We start from the raw sequence: 17,055 nt of genomic DNA, 5'->3' as shown, positions 1-17,055 counted from the left end.
AAATCAATCACTTAATTTCAATATTCAGGCTTTTTCAACAAAACCGTACACAGGTTATCCACAAAATCTCAGACAGCGATCTGATCGCTTGCAGCCGGTGCTTGCGGTGCCGGTGGCAGCGAACCCATTTCCCGTTGAGTCTTCTCGTTCCACGCTTGTACGCGGTCGTTCAGATCAGCAATGGCGCGAGGCCCTGTGCCTTCGGCATACATCGGCTCACCGATGACCACGGTGATCACCCCGGACTTCTTGCCCCAGCCGATTTTCGGCCAGAATTTGCCGGCATTGTGTGCAATCGGCAGGACCGGAAGCGCCGCATTTACCGCCAAAGCGCTACCACTGCGGGAGAACTTGCCGACAGTGCCAAACGGCACGCGTGTGCCTTCAGGAAAGATCAGCACCCAAACGTTGTCCTTGAGCAGCTCGTCACCTTTGGCGGCGACTTGTTTCAGTGCAGCTTTCGGGTTGTCACGGTCAATCGCGATTGGCCGCAGCATGGCCATGGCCCAGCCAAAGAACGGTACATAAAGCAGCTCGCGCTTGAGCACCTGGCTCAACGGCGAAAAATAAGCGGAGAGAAAGAACGTCTCCCAAGTGCTCTGGTGGTTCGACTGAATCACGCAGGGCCGGTCAGGTACGTTTTCCGCGCCTTTGATTTCGTAACGGATACCGAGGAACACCTTGGTCAACCACAAGGCACAGCGGCACCAGTACACGTTGATAAAACGATAGCGCGCCTTGAACGGCAAAAACGGCGCGATAAAAAAACTCAAGCTGCACCACAGCAGGGAGGTGGTGCCCAGCAGCAGGTAAAAGAGAAAAATCCTGATGGCCCGCAGTATCGACATAGTGACGTTTACCGTTACGGGGCAATGCCCGAATGTTCAAGCGCACTCCCGATCAATCCCTGGTCAGGAACTTCAGAAGTACTCTAGTTGTGGATAAGTTCTGCGGCAATCGCCGCCAGATCGTCAAAAATCAGAGTGCCAACCGGCAGGGTTTTGCCCTGAGTCTTTGCGCCCTTTCCGGTCTTTACCAAAACTGGCTGTGAATCGACGGCTTTGGCAGCTTCCAGGTCACCAAGGCTGTCGCCGACGAACCAGACATTGGCCAGCGTCACGTTGTAATGCGCCGCGATGGTTTTCAGCATCCCCGGTTTCGGCTTGCGGCAATCGCAGCCTTCGTCCGGCCCATGCGGGCAATACACGATCAGCCCGACTTCACCGCCCTGCTCCGCCACGAGCGTACGCAGTCGCGCGTGCATGGCATCGAGGGTGGCGAGGTCGTAGTAGCCGCGAGCAATGCCCGACTGGTTGGTGGCGACCGCCACCGTCCAGCCGGCCTTGCTCAACTGCGCAATCGCCTCGATCGAGCCGGGCAGCGGAATCCACTCCGCCACTGACTTGATGTAAGCGTCGGAGTCGTAATTGATCACTCCGTCCCGATCGAGAATCAGCAGTTTCAACAGCAATCCCTCAACCCAGCAGCGAAATGTCGGCAACACCGAGGAACAGACCACGCAGACGCGCCAGCAGCGCGTAACGGTTGGCCCGCACATTGGCGTCGTCGGCATTGACCATCACCGCGTCGAAGAACGCATCGACTGGCTCACGCAATGCTGCCAGGCGTGCCAGCGATTCGTTGTACTGACGCGCTGCCGCCATTGGCTGCACCGCTTGATCCGCTTGCTGGATCGCCGAGTACAGCGAGAACTCGTTGGCGTTGTCGAAGTACTTGGCTTGCACCTCGGTCGGTACCGCGCCTTCGAGTTTGCTCAACAGGTTCGACACACGCTTGTTCACCGCCGCCAGCGCTGCCGCTTCCGGCAGTTTGCGGAAGGCTTGCACTGCTTGCACACGCTGGTCGAAGTCCAGCGCCGAACCCGGCTTCAGGGCACGCACCGACAGGTAAGTGGCGACTTCAACGCCTTCGTCTTCGTAACGCGCACGCAGACGGTCGAAGATGAATTCCAGCACGGACTCGTTGAGGCCGGCAGCCTTGACCTTGGCGCCGAACGCAGTCACGGCGAAAGCCACGGCGTCGTTCAGGTCGAGGTCGAGTTTTTTCTCGATCAGGATGCGCAGCACACCGAGGGCCGCACGGCGCAGGGCATACGGGTCTTTGCTGCCGGTTGGCAGCATGCCGATACCGAAGATACCGACCAGAGTGTCGAGCTTGTCAGCGATCGCGACGGCTGCACCGGTCAGGGTGGCTGGCAGTTCCGCACCGGCACCGCGTGGCATGTACTGCTCGTTGAGCGCCAGCGCGACGTCTTCCGGCTCGCCGTCATTGAGGGCGTAGTAGTAACCAGCGACACCTTGCATCTCCGGGAATTCGCCGACCATTTCGGTGGCCAGGTCACACTTCGACAGCAGGCCCGCACGAGCAGCCCACGAGGCGTTGCCGCCAATGCGTGCGGCGATGTAGGCAGCCAGTTTCGATACGCGCTCGGCCTTGTCGTAGACGCTGCCGAGTTTTTCCTGGAACACCACGTTCTTCAGGCGATCATTGAAGGCTTCGAGTTTCTGCTTCTTGTCTTGCTTGAAGAAGAACTCGGCGTCGGTCAGACGTGGACGAACCACTTTCTCGTTACCGGCGATGATCTGCTGCGGGTCTTTGCTTTCGATGTTGGCCACAGTGATGAAACGTGGCAGCAACTTGCCGTCGGCATCCAGCAGGCAGAAGTACTTCTGGTTGTCCTGCATGGTGGTGATCAGGGCTTCTTGCGGCACGTCGAGGAAACGCTCCTCGAACGAGCACACCAGCGGCACCGGCCATTCAACCAGCGCGGTCACTTCGTCGAGCAGTGCCGGCGGAACGATTGCCGTGCCTTCCTGACGGGTGGCCAGTTCTTCGGTGCGCTTGCTGATGATCTCGCGACGCTCGTTGGCATCGGCCAATACATAAGCGGCACGCAGGTCGGCGAGGTAGCTCGACGGCGAACCGATGCGCACGCTTTCCGGGTGATGGAAGCGGTGACCACGGGAATCACGGCCAGCCTTCTGCGCGAGGATGGTGCAGTCGATGACCTGGTCACCGAGCAGCATCACCAGCCATTGGGTCGGACGCACGAACTCTTCCTTGCGCGCACCCCAACGCATGCGTTTCGGGATCGGCAGGTCGTTCAGCGAGTCTTCGACGATGGTCGGCAGCAGGCTCGCGGTCGGCTTGCCGGCGATGCTCTGGCTGTAACGCAGTTTCGGGCCGCTCTGATCGATTTCGCTCAGATCGACGCCGCACTTCTTGGCGAAGCCCAGTGCTGCTTGCGTTGGATTGCCGTCAGCGTCGAACGCCGCCTGACGTGGCGGGCCGTCGAGGTTGATGCTGCGATCCGGTTGCTGGGTAGCCAGCGCGGTGATCAGCACAGCCAGACGACGCGGTGCGGCGTAGACAGTTTTAGTCTCGTAGCTCAGGCCAGCGGCTTGCAGGCCCTTGTCGATACCGGCGAGAAACGCTTCAGCCAGGGTGTTCAGGGCTTTCGGTGGCAGTTCTTCGGTGCCCAGTTCAACCAGAAAATCTTGCGCACTCATTGTGCTGCCTCCAGCTTGGCCAGTACTTCGTCACGCAGGTCCGGGGTCGCCATCGGGAAGCCCAGCTTGGCGCGCGCCAGCAGGTAGGCTTGCGCAACGGAACGCGCCAGGGTGCGTACGCGCAGAATGTATTGCTGACGCGCGGTCACCGAGATCGCCCGGCGCGCATCCAGCAGGTTGAAGGTGTGCGACGCCTTCAACACCATTTCGTAGCTCGGCAACGGCAGCGGCTGGTCGAGTTCGATCAGGCGTTTGGCTTCGCTTTCATAGAAGTCGAACAGTTCGAACAGCTTGTCGACGTTGGCGTGTTCGAAGTTGTAAGTGGACTGTTCCACTTCGTTCTGGTGGAACACGTCGCCGTAGGTCACCTTGCCAAACGGACCGTCAGCCCAGACCAGGTCGTAGACCGAATCCACGCCTTGCAGGTACATGGCCAGACGCTCGAGACCGTAAGTGATCTCGCCGGTCACCGGGTAGCACTCGATGCCGCCCGCCTGCTGGAAGTAAGTGAACTGAGTCACTTCCATGCCGTTCAGCCAGACTTCCCAGCCCAGACCCCAGGCGCCGAGGGTCGGCGATTCCCAGTTGTCTTCGACGAAGCGAATGTCGTGAACCAACGGGTCCAGGCCGACATGCTTGAGCGAGCCCAGGTACAGTTCCTGGAAGTTATCCGGGTTCGGCTTCAGGACGACCTGGAACTGATAGTAGTGCTGCAGACGGTTCGGGTTTTCGCCGTAGCGGCCGTCAGTCGGACGGCGGCTTGGCTGCACGTAGGCGGCGTTCCAGGTTTCCGGGCCGATGGCGCGGAGGAAGGTCGCGGTGTGGAAAGTGCCGGCGCCTACTTCCATATCGTAGGGCTGAAGTACCACGCAACCTTGCTCGGCCCAGTATTGCTGGAGCGCGAGGATCAAGTCTTGGAAGGTACGCACGGCTGGCGTAGGCTGGCTCACGAAATTCACCTGTTTCTTGGGCTGCGATTTAAAGAGCGGGAGTATACCCGATTCAGTCGCACCTCCACCCCCTGGAGCCTTATGCCACGCTGCTTTTGGTGTACCGAAGATCCGCTGTACATGGCTTATCACGATCAGGAGTGGGGCACGCCGCTACGCGATGCGCAGGGTTTGTTCGAGTTGCTTTTGCTCGAAGGGTTCCAGGCCGGGCTGTCCTGGATCACCGTGTTGCGCAAGCGCGAGCGTTATCGCGAGGTGTTGTTCGGCTTCGACGTACAGCGCGTGGCGCAGATGAGCGACGCTGAAATCGACGAATTGATGCTCGATCCTGGGATCATCCGCAACCGCCTGAAACTCAACGCCGCCCGGCGTAATGCCCAGGCCTGGCTGGCGCTGGAGGACCCGGTGGCGTTCCTCTGGTCGTTCGTCGGTGACCAACCGCTCATCAATCATTTCAAGGATCGCAGCGAAGTCCCGGCGATCACCCCCGAAGCGCTGGCGATGAGCAAAGGCTTGAAAAAGGCCGGATTCACGTTCGTCGGCCCGACCATTTGCTACGCACTGATGCAGGCCTCGGGCATGGTCATGGACCACACTCAGGACTGCGACCGCTACGCGCAGCTCGTCAACGCCGGTTAGAATGGCCGCCTCGCGCACCGCACAAGATCAGGAGTGACCTGTGGAAAAGTTTAAAGGCGCCTTGCTGGTAGGCGCTCTGCGGCTGTTTGCCCTGCTGCCATGGCGGGCCGTGCAGGCCGTAGGTTCGGCGATTGGCTGGATCATGTGGAAAACCCCCAACCGTTCCCGCGAAGTGGTGCGGATCAACCTTGCGAAATGTTTTCCACAGATGGATGCCGCCGAACGTGAACGTCTGGTCGGCCAAAGCCTGAAAGACATCGGCAAGTCGCTGACCGAAAGCGCCTGCGCGTGGATCTGGCCGGCGCAGCGCTCGATCGATCTGGTGCGCGAAGTCGAAGGTCTCGACATCCTCAAGAATGCCTTGGCCTCGGGCAAAGGCGTGGTCGGCATCACCAGCCATTTAGGCAATTGGGAAGTGCTCAATCACTTCTATTGCAGCCAGTGCAAACCGATCATTTTCTACCGTCCGCCGAAGCTCAAAGCTGTGGACGAATTGCTGCGCAAACAGCGCGTGCAATTGGGCAACAAAGTCGCTGCTTCCACCAAGGAAGGCATCCTCAGTGTGATCAAGGAAGTGCGCAAAGGTGGTGCAGTGGGCATTCCTGCTGACCCGGAACCGGCCGAATCCGCCGGGATCTTCGTGCCGTTCTTCGCCACTCAAGCGCTGACCAGCAAATTCGTGCCGAACATGCTCGCCGGTGGCAAAGCCGTCGGTGTGTTCCTGCATGCGCTGCGCCTGCCCGACGGTTCCGGCTACAAAGTGATCCTCGAAGCCGCGCCAGAAGCCATGTACAGCACCGATACCGCCGAATCCTGCGCCGCGATGAGTAAAGTCGTCGAGCGTTACGTCGCCGCGTACCCGAGCCAGTACATGTGGAGCATGAAGCGCTTCAAGAAGCGTCCGCCGGGCGAAGAGCGCTGGTACTGAGCTGATTGGCATGATCTGTGGATAACCTCACTGGCGAGGTTATCCACAACCGTTCATCAAAGGGCGCAACAAGATGTCCGAACAACGCAAATCCTTCCGCATCAAGATTACCCACGACAGCTTTGGCGAATGCCTCGGGCAGACGCGCAACCTCTCGCCTACCGGGGTGTTTGTGCAGCATCCGGTTTTGGCTACTTTGCCCAAAGGCGCAGTGGTTTACGGCGAGGTGCAGGGTTTACCCACAGGCGCGCCGCGGGTGCGGATGGAAGTGGTGACGGTAGATGCCGACGGGATCGGTCTTCGCTACCTTTGACTTATAGCGCCTGACGATCAAGCTTCTTCAGAAACACCATCATTTCCTTCTCGGCCTGCTTGTCGCCATGGGCGCGGGCCGCTTCCAGACCTTGTTCCCACGCCTGACGTGCGGCGGCGTGATCGCCCAGCGCCAGATGCGCCTTGCCTAACAGTTTCCATGCCGCCGAATACTTTGGATCAAAACCAACACATCGCTGGAAGTGCTCGGCGGCCTTGGCGTTTTCACCCAGATCCAGATAACCCTTGCCCAGGCCGAAGCGCAGCAGAGAGTTATCCACACCCTTGGCGAGCATTTTTTCCAGGGAGTCGAGCATCGGTGGATTCCTTTCTTGGGACTGTCAGGTGTTGATGGGGTTTAGTGAGAACGCCTTCGCGAGCAGGCTCGCTCCCACAGGGGAAACGCATTCCAGATGTGGGAGCGAGCCTGCTCGCGAAGGCGCCAGTGCCGTCAGCGCAAACCTCAAAAGAAGCTCAACCCCACATGAAACAGCTTCTCCACATCGCGAATATGCTTTTTATCCACAAGGAACAGGATCACATGGTCGCCTGCTTCGATCACCGTGTCGTCGTGGGCGATGATCACTTGCTCGTTGCGAATGACCGCGCCAATGGTGGTGCCGGGCGGCAGGCCAATCTTCTCGATGGGCTTGCCGATGACCTTGCTCGACTTCGCATCACCGTGGGCAATCGCCTCGATGGCTTCTGCCGCACCGCGGCGCAGTGAGTGCACGCTGACGATATCGCCACGACGCACGTGCGCCAGCAAGGTGCCGATGGTCGCCAGTTGCGGGCTGATGGCGATGTCGATATCGCCGCCTTGAATCAGATCGACGTAGGCCGGGTTGTTGATGATCGTCATGACCTTCTTCGCCCCCAGCCGTTTGGCCAGCAGCGACGACATGATGTTGGCTTCGTCATCGTTGGTGAGGGCGAGGAAGATATCGGCGTCGGCAATGTTCTCCTCCATCAGTAAATCACGATCTGATGCACTGCCCTGCAGCACCACGGTGCTGTCGAGGGTGTCGGAGAGATAACGGCAACGCGCCGGATTCATCTCGATGATCTTCACCTGATAACGGCTTTCGATGGCCTCGGCCAGACGTTCACCGATCTGCCCGCCACCGGCAATGACGATGCGTTTGTAGGTTTCGTCGAGGCGGCGCATTTCGCTCATCACCGCGCGAATATTCTCACGGGCGGCGATGAAAAAGACTTCGTCATCCGCCTCGATCACCGTATCGCCCTGGGGCAGGATCGGCCGGTCACGGCGGAAAATTGCGGCGACGCGAGTCTCGACATTCGGCATGTGCTCACGCAACTGCCGCAGTTGCTGACCCACCAGCGGCCCGCCGTAATAGGCGCGCACCGCTACCAGTTGCGCTGCACCCTCGGCGAAGTCGATCACCTGCAAGGCGCCCGGATGCTGGATCAGGCGCTTGATGTAGTTGGTCACCACCTGCTCGGGGCTGATCAGCACGTCGACCGGAATCGCTTCGTTCTGAAACAGTTGCTCCTCGCGATTGAGGTAGGACGCTTCGCGCACCCGGGCGATTTTGGTCGGGGTGTGGAACAGCGTGTGGGCGACCTGGCAGGCGACCATGTTGGTTTCGTCGCTGTTGGTCACCGCCACCAGCATGTCCGCGTCGTCGGCGCCGGCCTGACGCAGCACCGACGGCAGCGAGCCCCGGCCCTGCACGGTGCGGATGTCGAGGCGGTCGCCGAGGTCGCGCAGGCGCTCACCGTCGGTGTCGACTACCGTAATATCGTTGGCCTCGCTGGCCAGATGTTCTGCCAGCGAACCGCCGACCTGTCCTGCACCGAGGATGATGATTTTCATCCAGTCACTCCGTTAAATCCGTTTAGCTGCGTGCGGCAGCAATCTTGATCAGCTTGGCGTAGTAGAACCCGTCATGCCCACCTTGCTGGGCCAGCAGTTGGCGACCATGGGGCTGTTTGATTCCGGCCGACGTGGCCAGATCCAGTTCACGGGCGCCTGGGGTACGCTCAAGGAACGCAGCGATGACTTCGGTATTCTCGGTCGGCAGCGTCGAGCAGGTGGCGTACAGCAGGATGCCGCCGACTTCGAGGGTTTTCCACATCGCGTCGAGCAGTTCGCCTTGCAGTTGCGCGAGGGCGACGATGTCGTCCGGCTGACGGGTCAGCTTGATGTCCGGATGGCGGCGGATCACGCCGGTCGCCGAGCACGGCGCGTCTAGCAGAATGCGCTGGAACGGTTTGCCGTCCCACCACTTTTCGGTATCGCGACCGTCGGCGGCGATCAGTTCGGCGTTCAGACCGAGGCGTTCAAGGTTCTCCTTGACCCGCACCAGACGCTTGGCTTCCAGATCCACCGCCACTACACCGGCCAGCGCCGGTTCGGCTTCGAGGATGTGGCAAGTCTTGCCGCCCGGCGCGCAGCAGGCGTCGAGCACGCGTTGCCCCGGCGCCAGATCGAGCAGATCGGCGGCCAGTTGCGCCGCTTCGTCCTGCACGCTGATCCAGCCTTCGGCGAAACCTGGCAGGCTGCGTACGTCGGCGGCGGCTTCGAGAATGATGCCGTCGCGACTGTACACACATGGCGTCGCGGCAATCCCGGCCTCCGTCAGCAAGCCGAGATAGGCGTCGCGGCTGTGGTGACGGCGGTTGACCCGCAGGATCATCGGCGGATGCGCATTGTTCGCCTCGCAAATCGCTTCCCACTGTTCCGGCCAGAAGGCCTTCAGGGATTTTTGCAGCCAGCGCGGGTGAGCGGTGCGCACCACTGGGTCACGTTCCAGCTCGGCGAAAATCGTTTCGCTTTCGCGCTGGGCATTGCGCAGCACGGCGTTGAGCAGGCCCTTGGCCCAAGGTTTTTTTAGCTTGTCGGCGCAACCGACGGTTTCGCCGATGGCGGCATGGGCCGGCACGCGGGTGTAGAGCAATTGGTAGAGACCGACCAGCAGCAGCGCTTCGACATCGGCGTCGGCAGCCTTGAACGGTTTCTGCAGCAGCTTCTCGGCCAGTGCCGACAGGCGTGGCTGCCAGCGCGCAGTGCCGAAGGCCAGATCCTGAGTGAAGCCGCGATCACGATCCTCGACCTTGTCCAGTTGCGTCGGCAGGGAGCTGTTCAACGAGGCTTTGCCGCTGAGCACGGCGGCGAGTGCCTTGGCGGCGGCCAGACGCGGGTTCATTGCGCGTCCACCGCTGCGCCGAGCACGGTGCCGACAGCGAATTTCTCTCGACGGCTGTTGAACAGGTCGCTGAAGTTCAGCGCCTTGCCACCCGGCAATTGCAGGCGGGTCAGGCACAGCGCCCGCTCGCCGCAAGCGACGACCAAACCGTCCTTGCTGGCGCTGAGGATTTCACCCGGCGCGCCTTTACCTTCGGCGAGTGTCGCCGCCAGTACTTTCAGCGCTTCACCGTTGAGGGTGCTGTGGGTGATCGGCCATGGGTTGAAGGCGCGCACCAGGCGTTCCAGCTCAACGGCCGGACGGCTCCAGTCGATGCGTGCTTCGTCTTTGTTCAGCTTATGCGCGTAAGTGGCGCGCTCATCGTTCTGCACTTCACCTTCCAGCGTGCCTGCAGCCAGACCGGCAATCGCCTGGACCACGGCGGGCGGGCCCATTTCGGCGAGGCGGTCGTGCAGCGTGCCGCCGGTGTCTTCGCCGGTGATCGGCGTGACGACCTTGAGCAGCATCGGTCCGGTGTCGAGGCCCGCTTCCATGCGCATCACGGTCACGCCGCTTTCCGCGTCACCGTGTTCGACGGCGCGCTGAATCGGCGCCGCACCGCGCCAGCGTGGCAGCAAGGAGGCGTGGCTGTTGATGCAGCCCAGACGCGGGATATCCAGCACCACTTGCGGCAGGATCAAGCCGTAGGCGACCACCACCAGCAAGTCCGGCTTCAGTGCGGCCAGTTCTGCCTGAGCGTCAGCGTTGCGCAACGTCGGCGGCTGCAACACCTGGATATTATTTTCCAGGGCGAGCTGTTTGACCGGGCTTGGCATCAGTTTTTGCCCGCGACCGGCCGGACGATCCGGTTGGGTGTAGACCGCAACGATCTCGTAAGGGCTTTTCAGCAGGGCCTTGAGGTGTTCGGCGGCGAATTCCGGGGTGCCGGCAAAAACGATGCGCAGTGGCTCAGTCATGAAGGGAGTCTCATAAAAAGAAAAAGGCTTGCCGCAGCAAGCCTTTGAAGAGGGGCATCAAGCGTTCTGGCGGTGCTGCTTTTCCAGTTTCTTCTTGATCCGGTCGCGTTTGAGCGTGGACAGGTAATCGACGAACAATTTGCCGTTGAGGTGGTCGCATTCGTGCTGGATGCACACCGCGAGCAGGCCTTCGGCGATCAGCTCATAAGGCTTGCCGTCGCGGTCCAGCGCCTTGATCTTGACCTTTTGCGGGCGGTCGACGTTTTCGTAGAAACCCGGTACCGACAGGCAACCTTCCTGGTATTGGTCCATTTCGTCGGTCAGCGATTCGAACTCGGGGTTGATGAACACCCGCGGTTCGGTGCGGTCTTCGGAAAGGTCCATCACGACGATACGTTTGTGCACGTTGACCTGGGTCGCGGCAAGGCCGATGCCCGGCGCTTCATACATTGTTTCAAACATGTCATCGACCAACTGACGCACTTCGTCGTCCACTACAGCCACAGGTTTGGCGATAGTGCGCAGACGCGGGTCCGGGAATTCGAGGATGTTTAAAATGGCCATAGGCTTTGATTGCTGCACACGTTGAGTAAAGTCGGGCGATGGCCTGGCAGGTCCGAAGATGCAGGCTACCGTTGTGAAGCGTAGCTTGTGCATTTTGCACAAGCGAGCCACGGGGGCTCTGACGGTTCACGCGAATGCACATGATAAAGGGATTCACTGCATGAGGAAAACACTACTCGCCCTGCTGCTGTTGGCTTCGGCCGGCGTGGCGCAAGGGCAAGTGCAACTCAGGGATGGTTTTCCACAGCAATACACGGTGGTTTCGGGGGATACGCTCTGGGACATTTCCGGCAAATACCTGCGCGAGCCCTGGCAGTGGCCACAACTGTGGCGGGCCAATCCGCAAATCGAAAACCCCAACCTGATCTATCCCGGCGACACGCTGACGCTCAGTTATGTCGATGGCCAGCCACGTCTGACCCTTAATCGCGGCGAGTCGCGCGGCACCATCAAGCTCTCGCCACGCATTCGCACCAGCCCGGTGGCCGAGGCTATTCCGAGCATTCCGCTGAAATCCATCAACAGCTTTTTGCTGAGCAACCGCATCGTCGACAAGGTCGAGGACTTCGACAAGGCGCCGTACATCGTTGCCGGCGATGCCGAACGCGTGCTCAGCGGTACCGGTGACCGGATCTTCGCGCGCGGCCATTTTGATCCTGATCAACCGGTCTACGGCATCTTCCGTCAGGGCAAGGTCTACACCGATCCACAGACCAAGGAGTTCCTGGGAATCAACGCCGACGACATCGGCGGCGGCGAAATCGTCGCCACTGAAGGCGACGTCGCCACCCTCGCCCTGCAACGCACCACCCAGGAAGTGCGCCTTGGCGACCGTTTGTTCAGCGGCGAAGAGCGCTCGATCAACTCGACCTTCATGCCCAGCGCGCCAACGACCAGCATCAACGGCGTGATCATCGATGTACCGCGCGGCGTCACCCAGATTGGTGTGATGGACGTGGTCACGTTGAACAAAGGCAAGCGCGACGGTCTTGCCGAAGGCAACGTGCTGGTGGTGATGAAAACCGGCGAAACCGTGCGTGACCGCATCACCGGCCAGCCACTGAAGATTCCCGATGAACGCGCCGGGTTGCTGATGGTGTTCCGCACTTACGACAAACTCAGCTACGGCCTCGTCCTCAACGCATCGCGCTCGCTCGCGGTGCTCGACAAGGTGCGCAATCCGTAAGCGTGCTTCACAAGTTACCAACAGAGTTATCCACAGCTTGTTCCGAATGGTTCGGGGCTTATAACGATCAAGGATGATCCATCATGTTGCCTGTCTGTACGCCGGTTTCCCCGGCGGAACTGGAAGCGCGTCTGCGCCTGCACCGCTTGCCGGATGTTGGCCCGAAGCGTTTTGCCAAATTGCTCGAAGCCTTCGGCTCGGCCTCCAAAGCCATCAGCGCGCCGGCCAGCGCCTGGCGTTCTCTCGGTTTGCCGGCGGCGTGCGCCGAAGCGCGGCGCTGCCCCGAAGTTCGCGACGGCGCCAGTCATGCAATGCGCTGGCTAGAGCGTCCGGATCAGCATTTGCTGATGTGGGACCAACCCGATTACCCCGCATTGCTGGCGCAGATTCCCGACCCGCCGCCAATGTTGTTCGTGGCCGGTGATCCGCAGATTTTGGAAAAACCGCAACTGGCGATGGTTGGCAGTCGCCGGGCATCGCGTCCGGGCATGGACACCGCAGCGGCATTTTCCCGCAGTCTCGCCGGGGCCGGTTTTGTCATCACCAGCGGCCTGGCGCTAGGCATCGATGCCGCTGCGCATCAGGCCGCGCTGGATGTTGGCGGGTTGACGGTCGGTGTCCTCGGCACGGGGCTGGAAAATTTTTATCCACAGCGCAACCGCCGCCTGGCTGACGCGATGATTGCGTGCGGCAGCGCAGTGCTTTCCGAGTTTCCGCTGGATGCCGGGCCAACGGCGAGCAACTTCCCGCGACGTAACCGCATCATCAGCGGTTTGTCCCTCGGCGTGCTGGTGGTCGAGGCCAGCGTCGCCAGCGGTTCGCTGATCACCGCACGGCTGGCGGCGGAACAGGGACGCGAGGTTTACGCGATTCCCGGTTCGATCCATCACCCCGGCGCTCGCGGTTGCCATCAGCTGATCCGCGATGGCGCGGTGCTGGTGGAAACCATTGAGCACATCCTCGAAGCCTTGCGTGGTTGGCAGCATCTGCCGCTATCCACTGACACGGCGAAAGCCGATCACCCGTTGCTCATCCTGCTCCATGCTGCCCCGCACACCAGCGAAGGCTTGGCTGACAGCAGCGGCTGGACGTTGCCCAAAGTGCTGGCGGCACTCACCGAACTGGAAATGGATGGCCGTGCAGTGTGCGAAAACGGTCGCTGGTTGGCCAGGACACGCTAGGTTTTACAAGGAAGATCGGTAAACTGCGCGAAACCTGTTTGCGGAGAGTTTTTTCATGGTTAACAGTTGGCGTGTGCAACAAGCCGCACGAGAGATTCGCGCCGGGGCGGTGATTGCCTATCCAACCGAAGCCGTCTGGGGGCTGGGTTGCGACCCATGGAACGAAGAGGCCGTGGATCGGTTGCTGGCGATCAAGAATCGTTCGGTGGTCAAAGGCCTGATTCTGGTTGCCGACAACATTCGCCAGTTCGACTTCCTGTTCGAAGACTTCCCGCAAGAATGGATCGACCGCATGGCCAGCACCTGGCCGGGGCCGAACACCTGGCTGGTGCCGCATCAGGGCTTGCTCCCGGAATGGGTGACCGGCATGCACGATACCGTCGCACTGCGGGTCAGTGATCATCCGCAAGTACGCGATCTGTGCTCGATGGTCGGGCCGTTGATTTCGACCTCAGCCAACCCGCAGGGCCGCCCGGCGGCGCGCACGCGATTGCGTGTCGAGCAGTATTTCCGAGGGCAGATCGATCTGATACTGGGCGGGCAACTGGGTGGGCGCAAGAACCCCAGCGTGATTCGTGATCTGGCGACCGGCAAAGTCATTCGTCCCGACTGATTCAGCCTCGAACATTTGTAACGTGGGTACTCCTCGCCTTGATGGCGAGGAGTACTACACGTGCCTGCGAATTATCCTGCAATGATGCTAATTGCTGCGTCGGAAAAATCATCAACTATCTGAATCAACTGAATTTTCCCACCTGATTATCAGACCGCGTTTCGTGGCGGTATCGCCAAAAGCAACCATCCTTTCCCTGCACTCGAAACACTTCGATAAGTTAAGGTCTGCGGAGAAAGAATGGACACTACGGATTTGCAACTCACGGATTACCTGCAGGCGCTCCAGGTGACGTTAAACAGTCATCAGGAGGGTTGCCGTATCGTGATGCTTGAAGCGGGGTCGGATACCCAGGTGTTCGATCGGTTTATCGATCGGCAATTTCGGCTTCGGCTGCAGCATTACATGCTGACGTCCAGGGCGCGGATGCTCGAAACCCGACTGGCGACACGGTCGCGCAGTACCCACTTTCTGCTGTATCGGCACGAGCAACTGCTGGCGGTATTGAGGGCCACTCCGGCGCCGTTCGAGTGGGCATCACTGGCGCAGCAACATGTTTCGCCCACGGTGGCGTTGTCACGGCATGTCGAACTCAGTCGCTTGATCTCGTACGCGCCCAGCCAACAGCCCATTGCCGTCGACAGCCTGCTGGCGGCCGCTGCCGAGTGGGCCATAAAACAGGGCTATCTAGGTGTCACCGCGTTGTGCAGGGCATCGCAGCTGCGCCTGTACCAGCGTTTCGGTCTGATGCCGGTCGCCTCCAATCCCTTGCATATCGAACAGCGCGCACGCGGGGATTACTGGGTGTTGTCAGCCGAGTGGCGGCAAATCCTCGCCGCGTTGCAACAGCCTGATTCCGCGACTGTCGGTCATTGGGCGCCAAGACCGTTGGCGGCTCATCCACCGCAGTACTGAACACGCTCGAAGCGTCCTGTCAGTCATGGTTCTGAAACCCTGACTGGCAGGACGCCGGGAGGTATCAAGGCAGCAGGATGGTGGAACCGGTAGTGCGCCGCGCCGACAGCTCGGTTTGCGCCTTCGCCGCATCAGCCAGTGGATAACGCTGGCTGACGTCCACCTTCAACTTGCCGCTGATGATCATCTCGAACAGCTCATCGGCCATTCGCTGCAGGTTTTCGGCGTTGTTGGCATAAGTCGCCAGCGTCGGCCGGGTCACGTACAGCGAACCCTTGGCGGAGAGAATACCCAGATTCACGCCGTCCACCGCGCCGGAAGCATTACCGAAGCTCACGACCAGGCCACGCGGCGACACGCTGTCGAGGGACGTCAGCCAGGTGTCCTTGCCAACACCGTCATAGACCACCGGGACTTTCTTGCCATCGGTCAATTCCAGCACGCGCTGGGCAACGTTTTCGTGGCTGTAATCGATCGTCGCCCAGGCGCCATTGGCCTTGGCCAGTTCGGCTTTCTCTTTGGAGCTGACGGTGCCGATCAGCTTCACGCCTAACGCTTTGGCCCATTGGCAGGCCAGTGAACCGACACCGCCGGCCGCCGCGTGGAACAGAATGGTTTCGCCAACCTTGAGTTCATAGGTCTGGCGCAGCAGGTATTGCACGGTCAGGCCTTTGAGCATTACACCGGCAGCCGTTTCGAAACTGATTTCGTCGGGCAGATGCACCAGATTGTCCTGGGGCAGCACATGCAATTCGCTGTAGGCCCCCAACGGGCCGCTGCCATAGGCCACGCGATCACCGACCTTGAACCGGGTGACGTCGCTGCCCACGGCATCGACGATCCCCGCACCTTCAGCACCCAGGCCGGACGGCAAGGCGGGCGGTGCGTACAGACCGCTGCGGTAATAGGTGTCGATGAAGTTCAGGCCGATCGCCTTGTTCGCCACGCGGACTTGATTGGGGCCGGGCGCGGCGGGTTGGTAATCAACATATTCGAGCACTTCGGGGCCGCCGTGGGCGCGGAACTGGATACGCTTTGCCATCTGCCTGCTCTCCTTGGGTCTTTTGTGAGCCCCCTATCCAACTCCCATGCTTGATCTTCGTCAACTGCGGCGGGTTGTTGTGCGGTGGTATGCTACGCGCCCATTTGCGTCGCCCGTCTGCCGGGGCGCCGCCCGATTCAAGGTGAAGCCATGACGACCCGCACCGACGCCGTAAAGGCCTATCTGCTCGACCTGCAAGACCGCATCTGCGCGGCTCTCGAAACCGAAGACGGCGGCACGCGCTTCGTCGAAGACGCCTGGACCCGGCCCGCCGGCGGTGGCGGTCGTACTCGCGTGATCGAGAACGGCACGGTAATCGAAAAGGGCGGTGTCAACTTTTCCCACGTCTTCGGCAGTGGTCTGCCACCGTCGGCCAGCGCCCATCGCCCGGAATTGGCTGGCCGCGGTTTCGAAGCCCTTGGCGTGTCGCTGGTGATCCACCCGCACAACCCGCATGTGCCGACGTCCCACGCCAACGTGCGCTTTTTCATCGCCGAGAAGGAGGGTGAAGAGCCGGTCTGGTGGTTCGGCGGCGGCTTTGACCTGACCCCGTATTACGGCAATGAAGAAGATTGCGTTCACTGGCACCGCGTTGCCGAGCAGGCTTGCGCGCCGTTTGGCCCGGACGTCTACCCGCGCTACAAGGCCTGGTGTGACACCTACTTCCACATCAAGCATCGCCACGAACCGCGCGGCATTGGCGGTTTGTTCTTCGATGACCTGAACGAGTGGGACTTCGATACCAGCTTCGCTTTTATGCGGGCCATCGGCGACGCCTACATCGATGCTTATCTGCCGATCGTGCAGCGCCGCAAAAACGATGCGTTTACCGCTCAGCAGCGTGAATTCCAGGAATTCCGCCGTGGCCGTTACGTCGAGTTCAACCTGGTGTATGACCGTGGCACCTTGTTCGGTCTGCAATCGGGCGGGCGTACCGAGTCGATCCTGATGTCGTTGCCGCCGCAAGTGCGCTGGGGCTATGACTCGAAAGCCGAGCCTGGCAGCGAAGAAGCACGCCTGACCGAGTACTTCCTGCAAGACCGCGACTGGCTGGCCGAGGCCTGAG

18 protein-coding genes are annotated in these 17,055 nt (G+C 60.6%); 8 read left to right on the top strand and 10 right to left on the bottom strand.

Features of this window, described 5'->3' with window-relative positions; all coding sequences use genetic code 11:
* Positions 1–68 precede the first annotated feature (68 nt).
* From BMY54_RS00570 to glyQ, 4 genes are all read right to left on the bottom strand, one after another.
* A complete protein-coding gene (locus tag BMY54_RS00570) occupies positions 69–848 on the bottom strand; it encodes a lysophospholipid acyltransferase family protein (protein WP_093429546.1) in 780 nt (259 codons plus the stop codon).
* Positions 849–931: 83 nt separating this feature from the next.
* The gene (gene gmhB / locus BMY54_RS00565; protein ID WP_175559537.1) at positions 932–1,471 is read right to left on the bottom strand and encodes a D-glycero-beta-D-manno-heptose 1,7-bisphosphate 7-phosphatase; all 540 of its coding nucleotides are present in this window, start codon (positions 1,469–1,471) and stop codon (positions 932–934) included.
* Between the two features lie 4 nt (positions 1,472–1,475).
* Positions 1,476–3,530 (bottom strand): glycine--tRNA ligase subunit beta, encoded by a 2,055-nt coding sequence (glyS, locus tag BMY54_RS00560; RefSeq protein ID WP_093429544.1) that lies wholly within the window; start codon positions 3,528–3,530, stop codon positions 1,476–1,478.
* On the bottom strand, positions 3,527–4,480 hold the full coding sequence (gene glyQ, locus BMY54_RS00555; protein WP_003187265.1) for a glycine--tRNA ligase subunit alpha: 954 nt from the start codon (positions 4,478–4,480) through the stop codon (positions 3,527–3,529). The genes glyS and glyQ overlap by 4 nt, the downstream gene beginning before the upstream one ends.
* Before the next feature lie 81 nt (positions 4,481–4,561).
* Here glyQ and BMY54_RS00550 point away from each other — a divergent pair, with 81 nt between their 5' ends.
* The 3 genes from BMY54_RS00550 (at position 4,562) to BMY54_RS00540 (ending at position 6,360) form a co-directional block, all read left to right on the top strand.
* Positions 4,562–5,119: a DNA-3-methyladenine glycosylase I gene (locus tag BMY54_RS00550; RefSeq protein WP_093429543.1), complete on the top strand. Its 558-nt coding sequence runs from the start codon at positions 4,562–4,564 to the stop codon at positions 5,117–5,119.
* Between the two features lie 40 nt (positions 5,120–5,159).
* Positions 5,160–6,047 (top strand): lysophospholipid acyltransferase, encoded by an 888-nt coding sequence (locus BMY54_RS00545; protein ID WP_093429542.1) that lies wholly within the window; start codon positions 5,160–5,162, stop codon positions 6,045–6,047.
* 73 nt (positions 6,048–6,120) lie between these two features.
* Positions 6,121–6,360: a PilZ domain-containing protein gene (locus tag BMY54_RS00540; RefSeq protein ID WP_093429541.1), complete on the top strand. Its 240-nt coding sequence runs from the start codon at positions 6,121–6,123 to the stop codon at positions 6,358–6,360.
* A 1-nt stretch (position 6,361) separates the two neighbouring features.
* On the opposite strand, the gene BMY54_RS00535 is transcribed toward BMY54_RS00540, so the two are convergent.
* The 5 genes from BMY54_RS00535 to def all read right to left on the bottom strand — a co-directional run bounded on the left by BMY54_RS00535 (position 6,362) and on the right by def (position 11,052).
* Complete coding sequence (locus BMY54_RS00535) at positions 6,362–6,676, bottom strand: tetratricopeptide repeat protein (RefSeq protein WP_093429540.1); 315 nt, start codon at positions 6,674–6,676, stop codon at positions 6,362–6,364.
* A 146-nt stretch (positions 6,677–6,822) separates the two neighbouring features.
* The gene (gene trkA / locus BMY54_RS00530; protein WP_093429539.1) at positions 6,823–8,199 is read right to left on the bottom strand and encodes a Trk system potassium transporter TrkA; all 1,377 of its coding nucleotides are present in this window, start codon (positions 8,197–8,199) and stop codon (positions 6,823–6,825) included.
* A 22-nt stretch (positions 8,200–8,221) separates the two neighbouring features.
* Entirely contained in the window at positions 8,222–9,532 is a 1,311-nt protein-coding gene (rsmB, locus tag BMY54_RS00525) for a 16S rRNA (cytosine(967)-C(5))-methyltransferase RsmB (protein ID WP_093429538.1), read from the bottom strand.
* The gene (fmt, locus tag BMY54_RS00520) at positions 9,529–10,488 is read right to left on the bottom strand and encodes a methionyl-tRNA formyltransferase (protein WP_093429537.1); all 960 of its coding nucleotides are present in this window, start codon (positions 10,486–10,488) and stop codon (positions 9,529–9,531) included. Before fmt ends, rsmB begins: the two co-directional genes overlap by 4 nt.
* Positions 10,489–10,545: 57 nt before the next feature.
* Positions 10,546–11,052, bottom strand: a complete 507-nt coding sequence (gene def, locus BMY54_RS00515) for a peptide deformylase (protein WP_016984087.1) — start codon at positions 11,050–11,052, stop codon at positions 10,546–10,548.
* Between the two features lie 160 nt (positions 11,053–11,212).
* Between def and BMY54_RS00510 the strand changes: the two genes are divergently transcribed.
* The 4 genes from BMY54_RS00510 (at position 11,213) to BMY54_RS00495 (ending at position 14,947) form a co-directional block, all read left to right on the top strand.
* Positions 11,213–12,238 carry a LysM peptidoglycan-binding domain-containing protein gene (locus BMY54_RS00510; RefSeq protein ID WP_077575172.1) on the top strand — a complete coding sequence of 342 codons (1,026 nt, stop codon included), beginning with the start codon at positions 11,213–11,215 and terminating at the stop codon, positions 12,236–12,238.
* Positions 12,239–12,318: 80 nt separating this feature from the next.
* Positions 12,319–13,419, top strand: coding sequence for a DNA-processing protein DprA (dprA, locus tag BMY54_RS00505; RefSeq protein WP_093429536.1), 1,101 nt, complete (start codon positions 12,319–12,321; stop codon positions 13,417–13,419).
* Between the two features lie 55 nt (positions 13,420–13,474).
* A complete protein-coding gene (locus tag BMY54_RS00500) occupies positions 13,475–14,032 on the top strand; it encodes an L-threonylcarbamoyladenylate synthase type 1 TsaC (protein WP_093429535.1) in 558 nt (185 codons plus the stop codon).
* 240 nt (positions 14,033–14,272) lie between these two features.
* Positions 14,273–14,947 carry a hypothetical protein gene (locus BMY54_RS00495; RefSeq protein WP_093429534.1) on the top strand — a complete coding sequence of 225 codons (675 nt, stop codon included), beginning with the start codon at positions 14,273–14,275 and terminating at the stop codon, positions 14,945–14,947.
* Positions 14,948–15,011: 64 nt separating this feature from the next.
* On the opposite strand, the gene BMY54_RS00490 is transcribed toward BMY54_RS00495, so the two are convergent.
* Positions 15,012–15,989 (bottom strand): NADPH:quinone reductase, encoded by a 978-nt coding sequence (locus BMY54_RS00490; protein ID WP_093429533.1) that lies wholly within the window; start codon positions 15,987–15,989, stop codon positions 15,012–15,014.
* 150 nt (positions 15,990–16,139) lie between these two features.
* Here BMY54_RS00490 and hemF point away from each other — a divergent pair, with 150 nt between their 5' ends.
* Positions 16,140–17,054, top strand: coding sequence for an oxygen-dependent coproporphyrinogen oxidase (gene hemF / locus BMY54_RS00485; RefSeq protein WP_093429532.1), 915 nt, complete (start codon positions 16,140–16,142; stop codon positions 17,052–17,054).
* Position 17,055 lies beyond the last annotated feature (1 nt).

The sequence above is a fragment of the Pseudomonas sp. ok266 genome, assembly GCF_900110195.1.
Classification (GTDB): Bacteria; Pseudomonadota; Gammaproteobacteria; order Pseudomonadales; family Pseudomonadaceae; genus Aquipseudomonas; species Aquipseudomonas neuropathica.
Note: the sequence above shows the minus strand (reverse complement) of the source record. Positions and strands in the feature narration are given on the sequence as shown.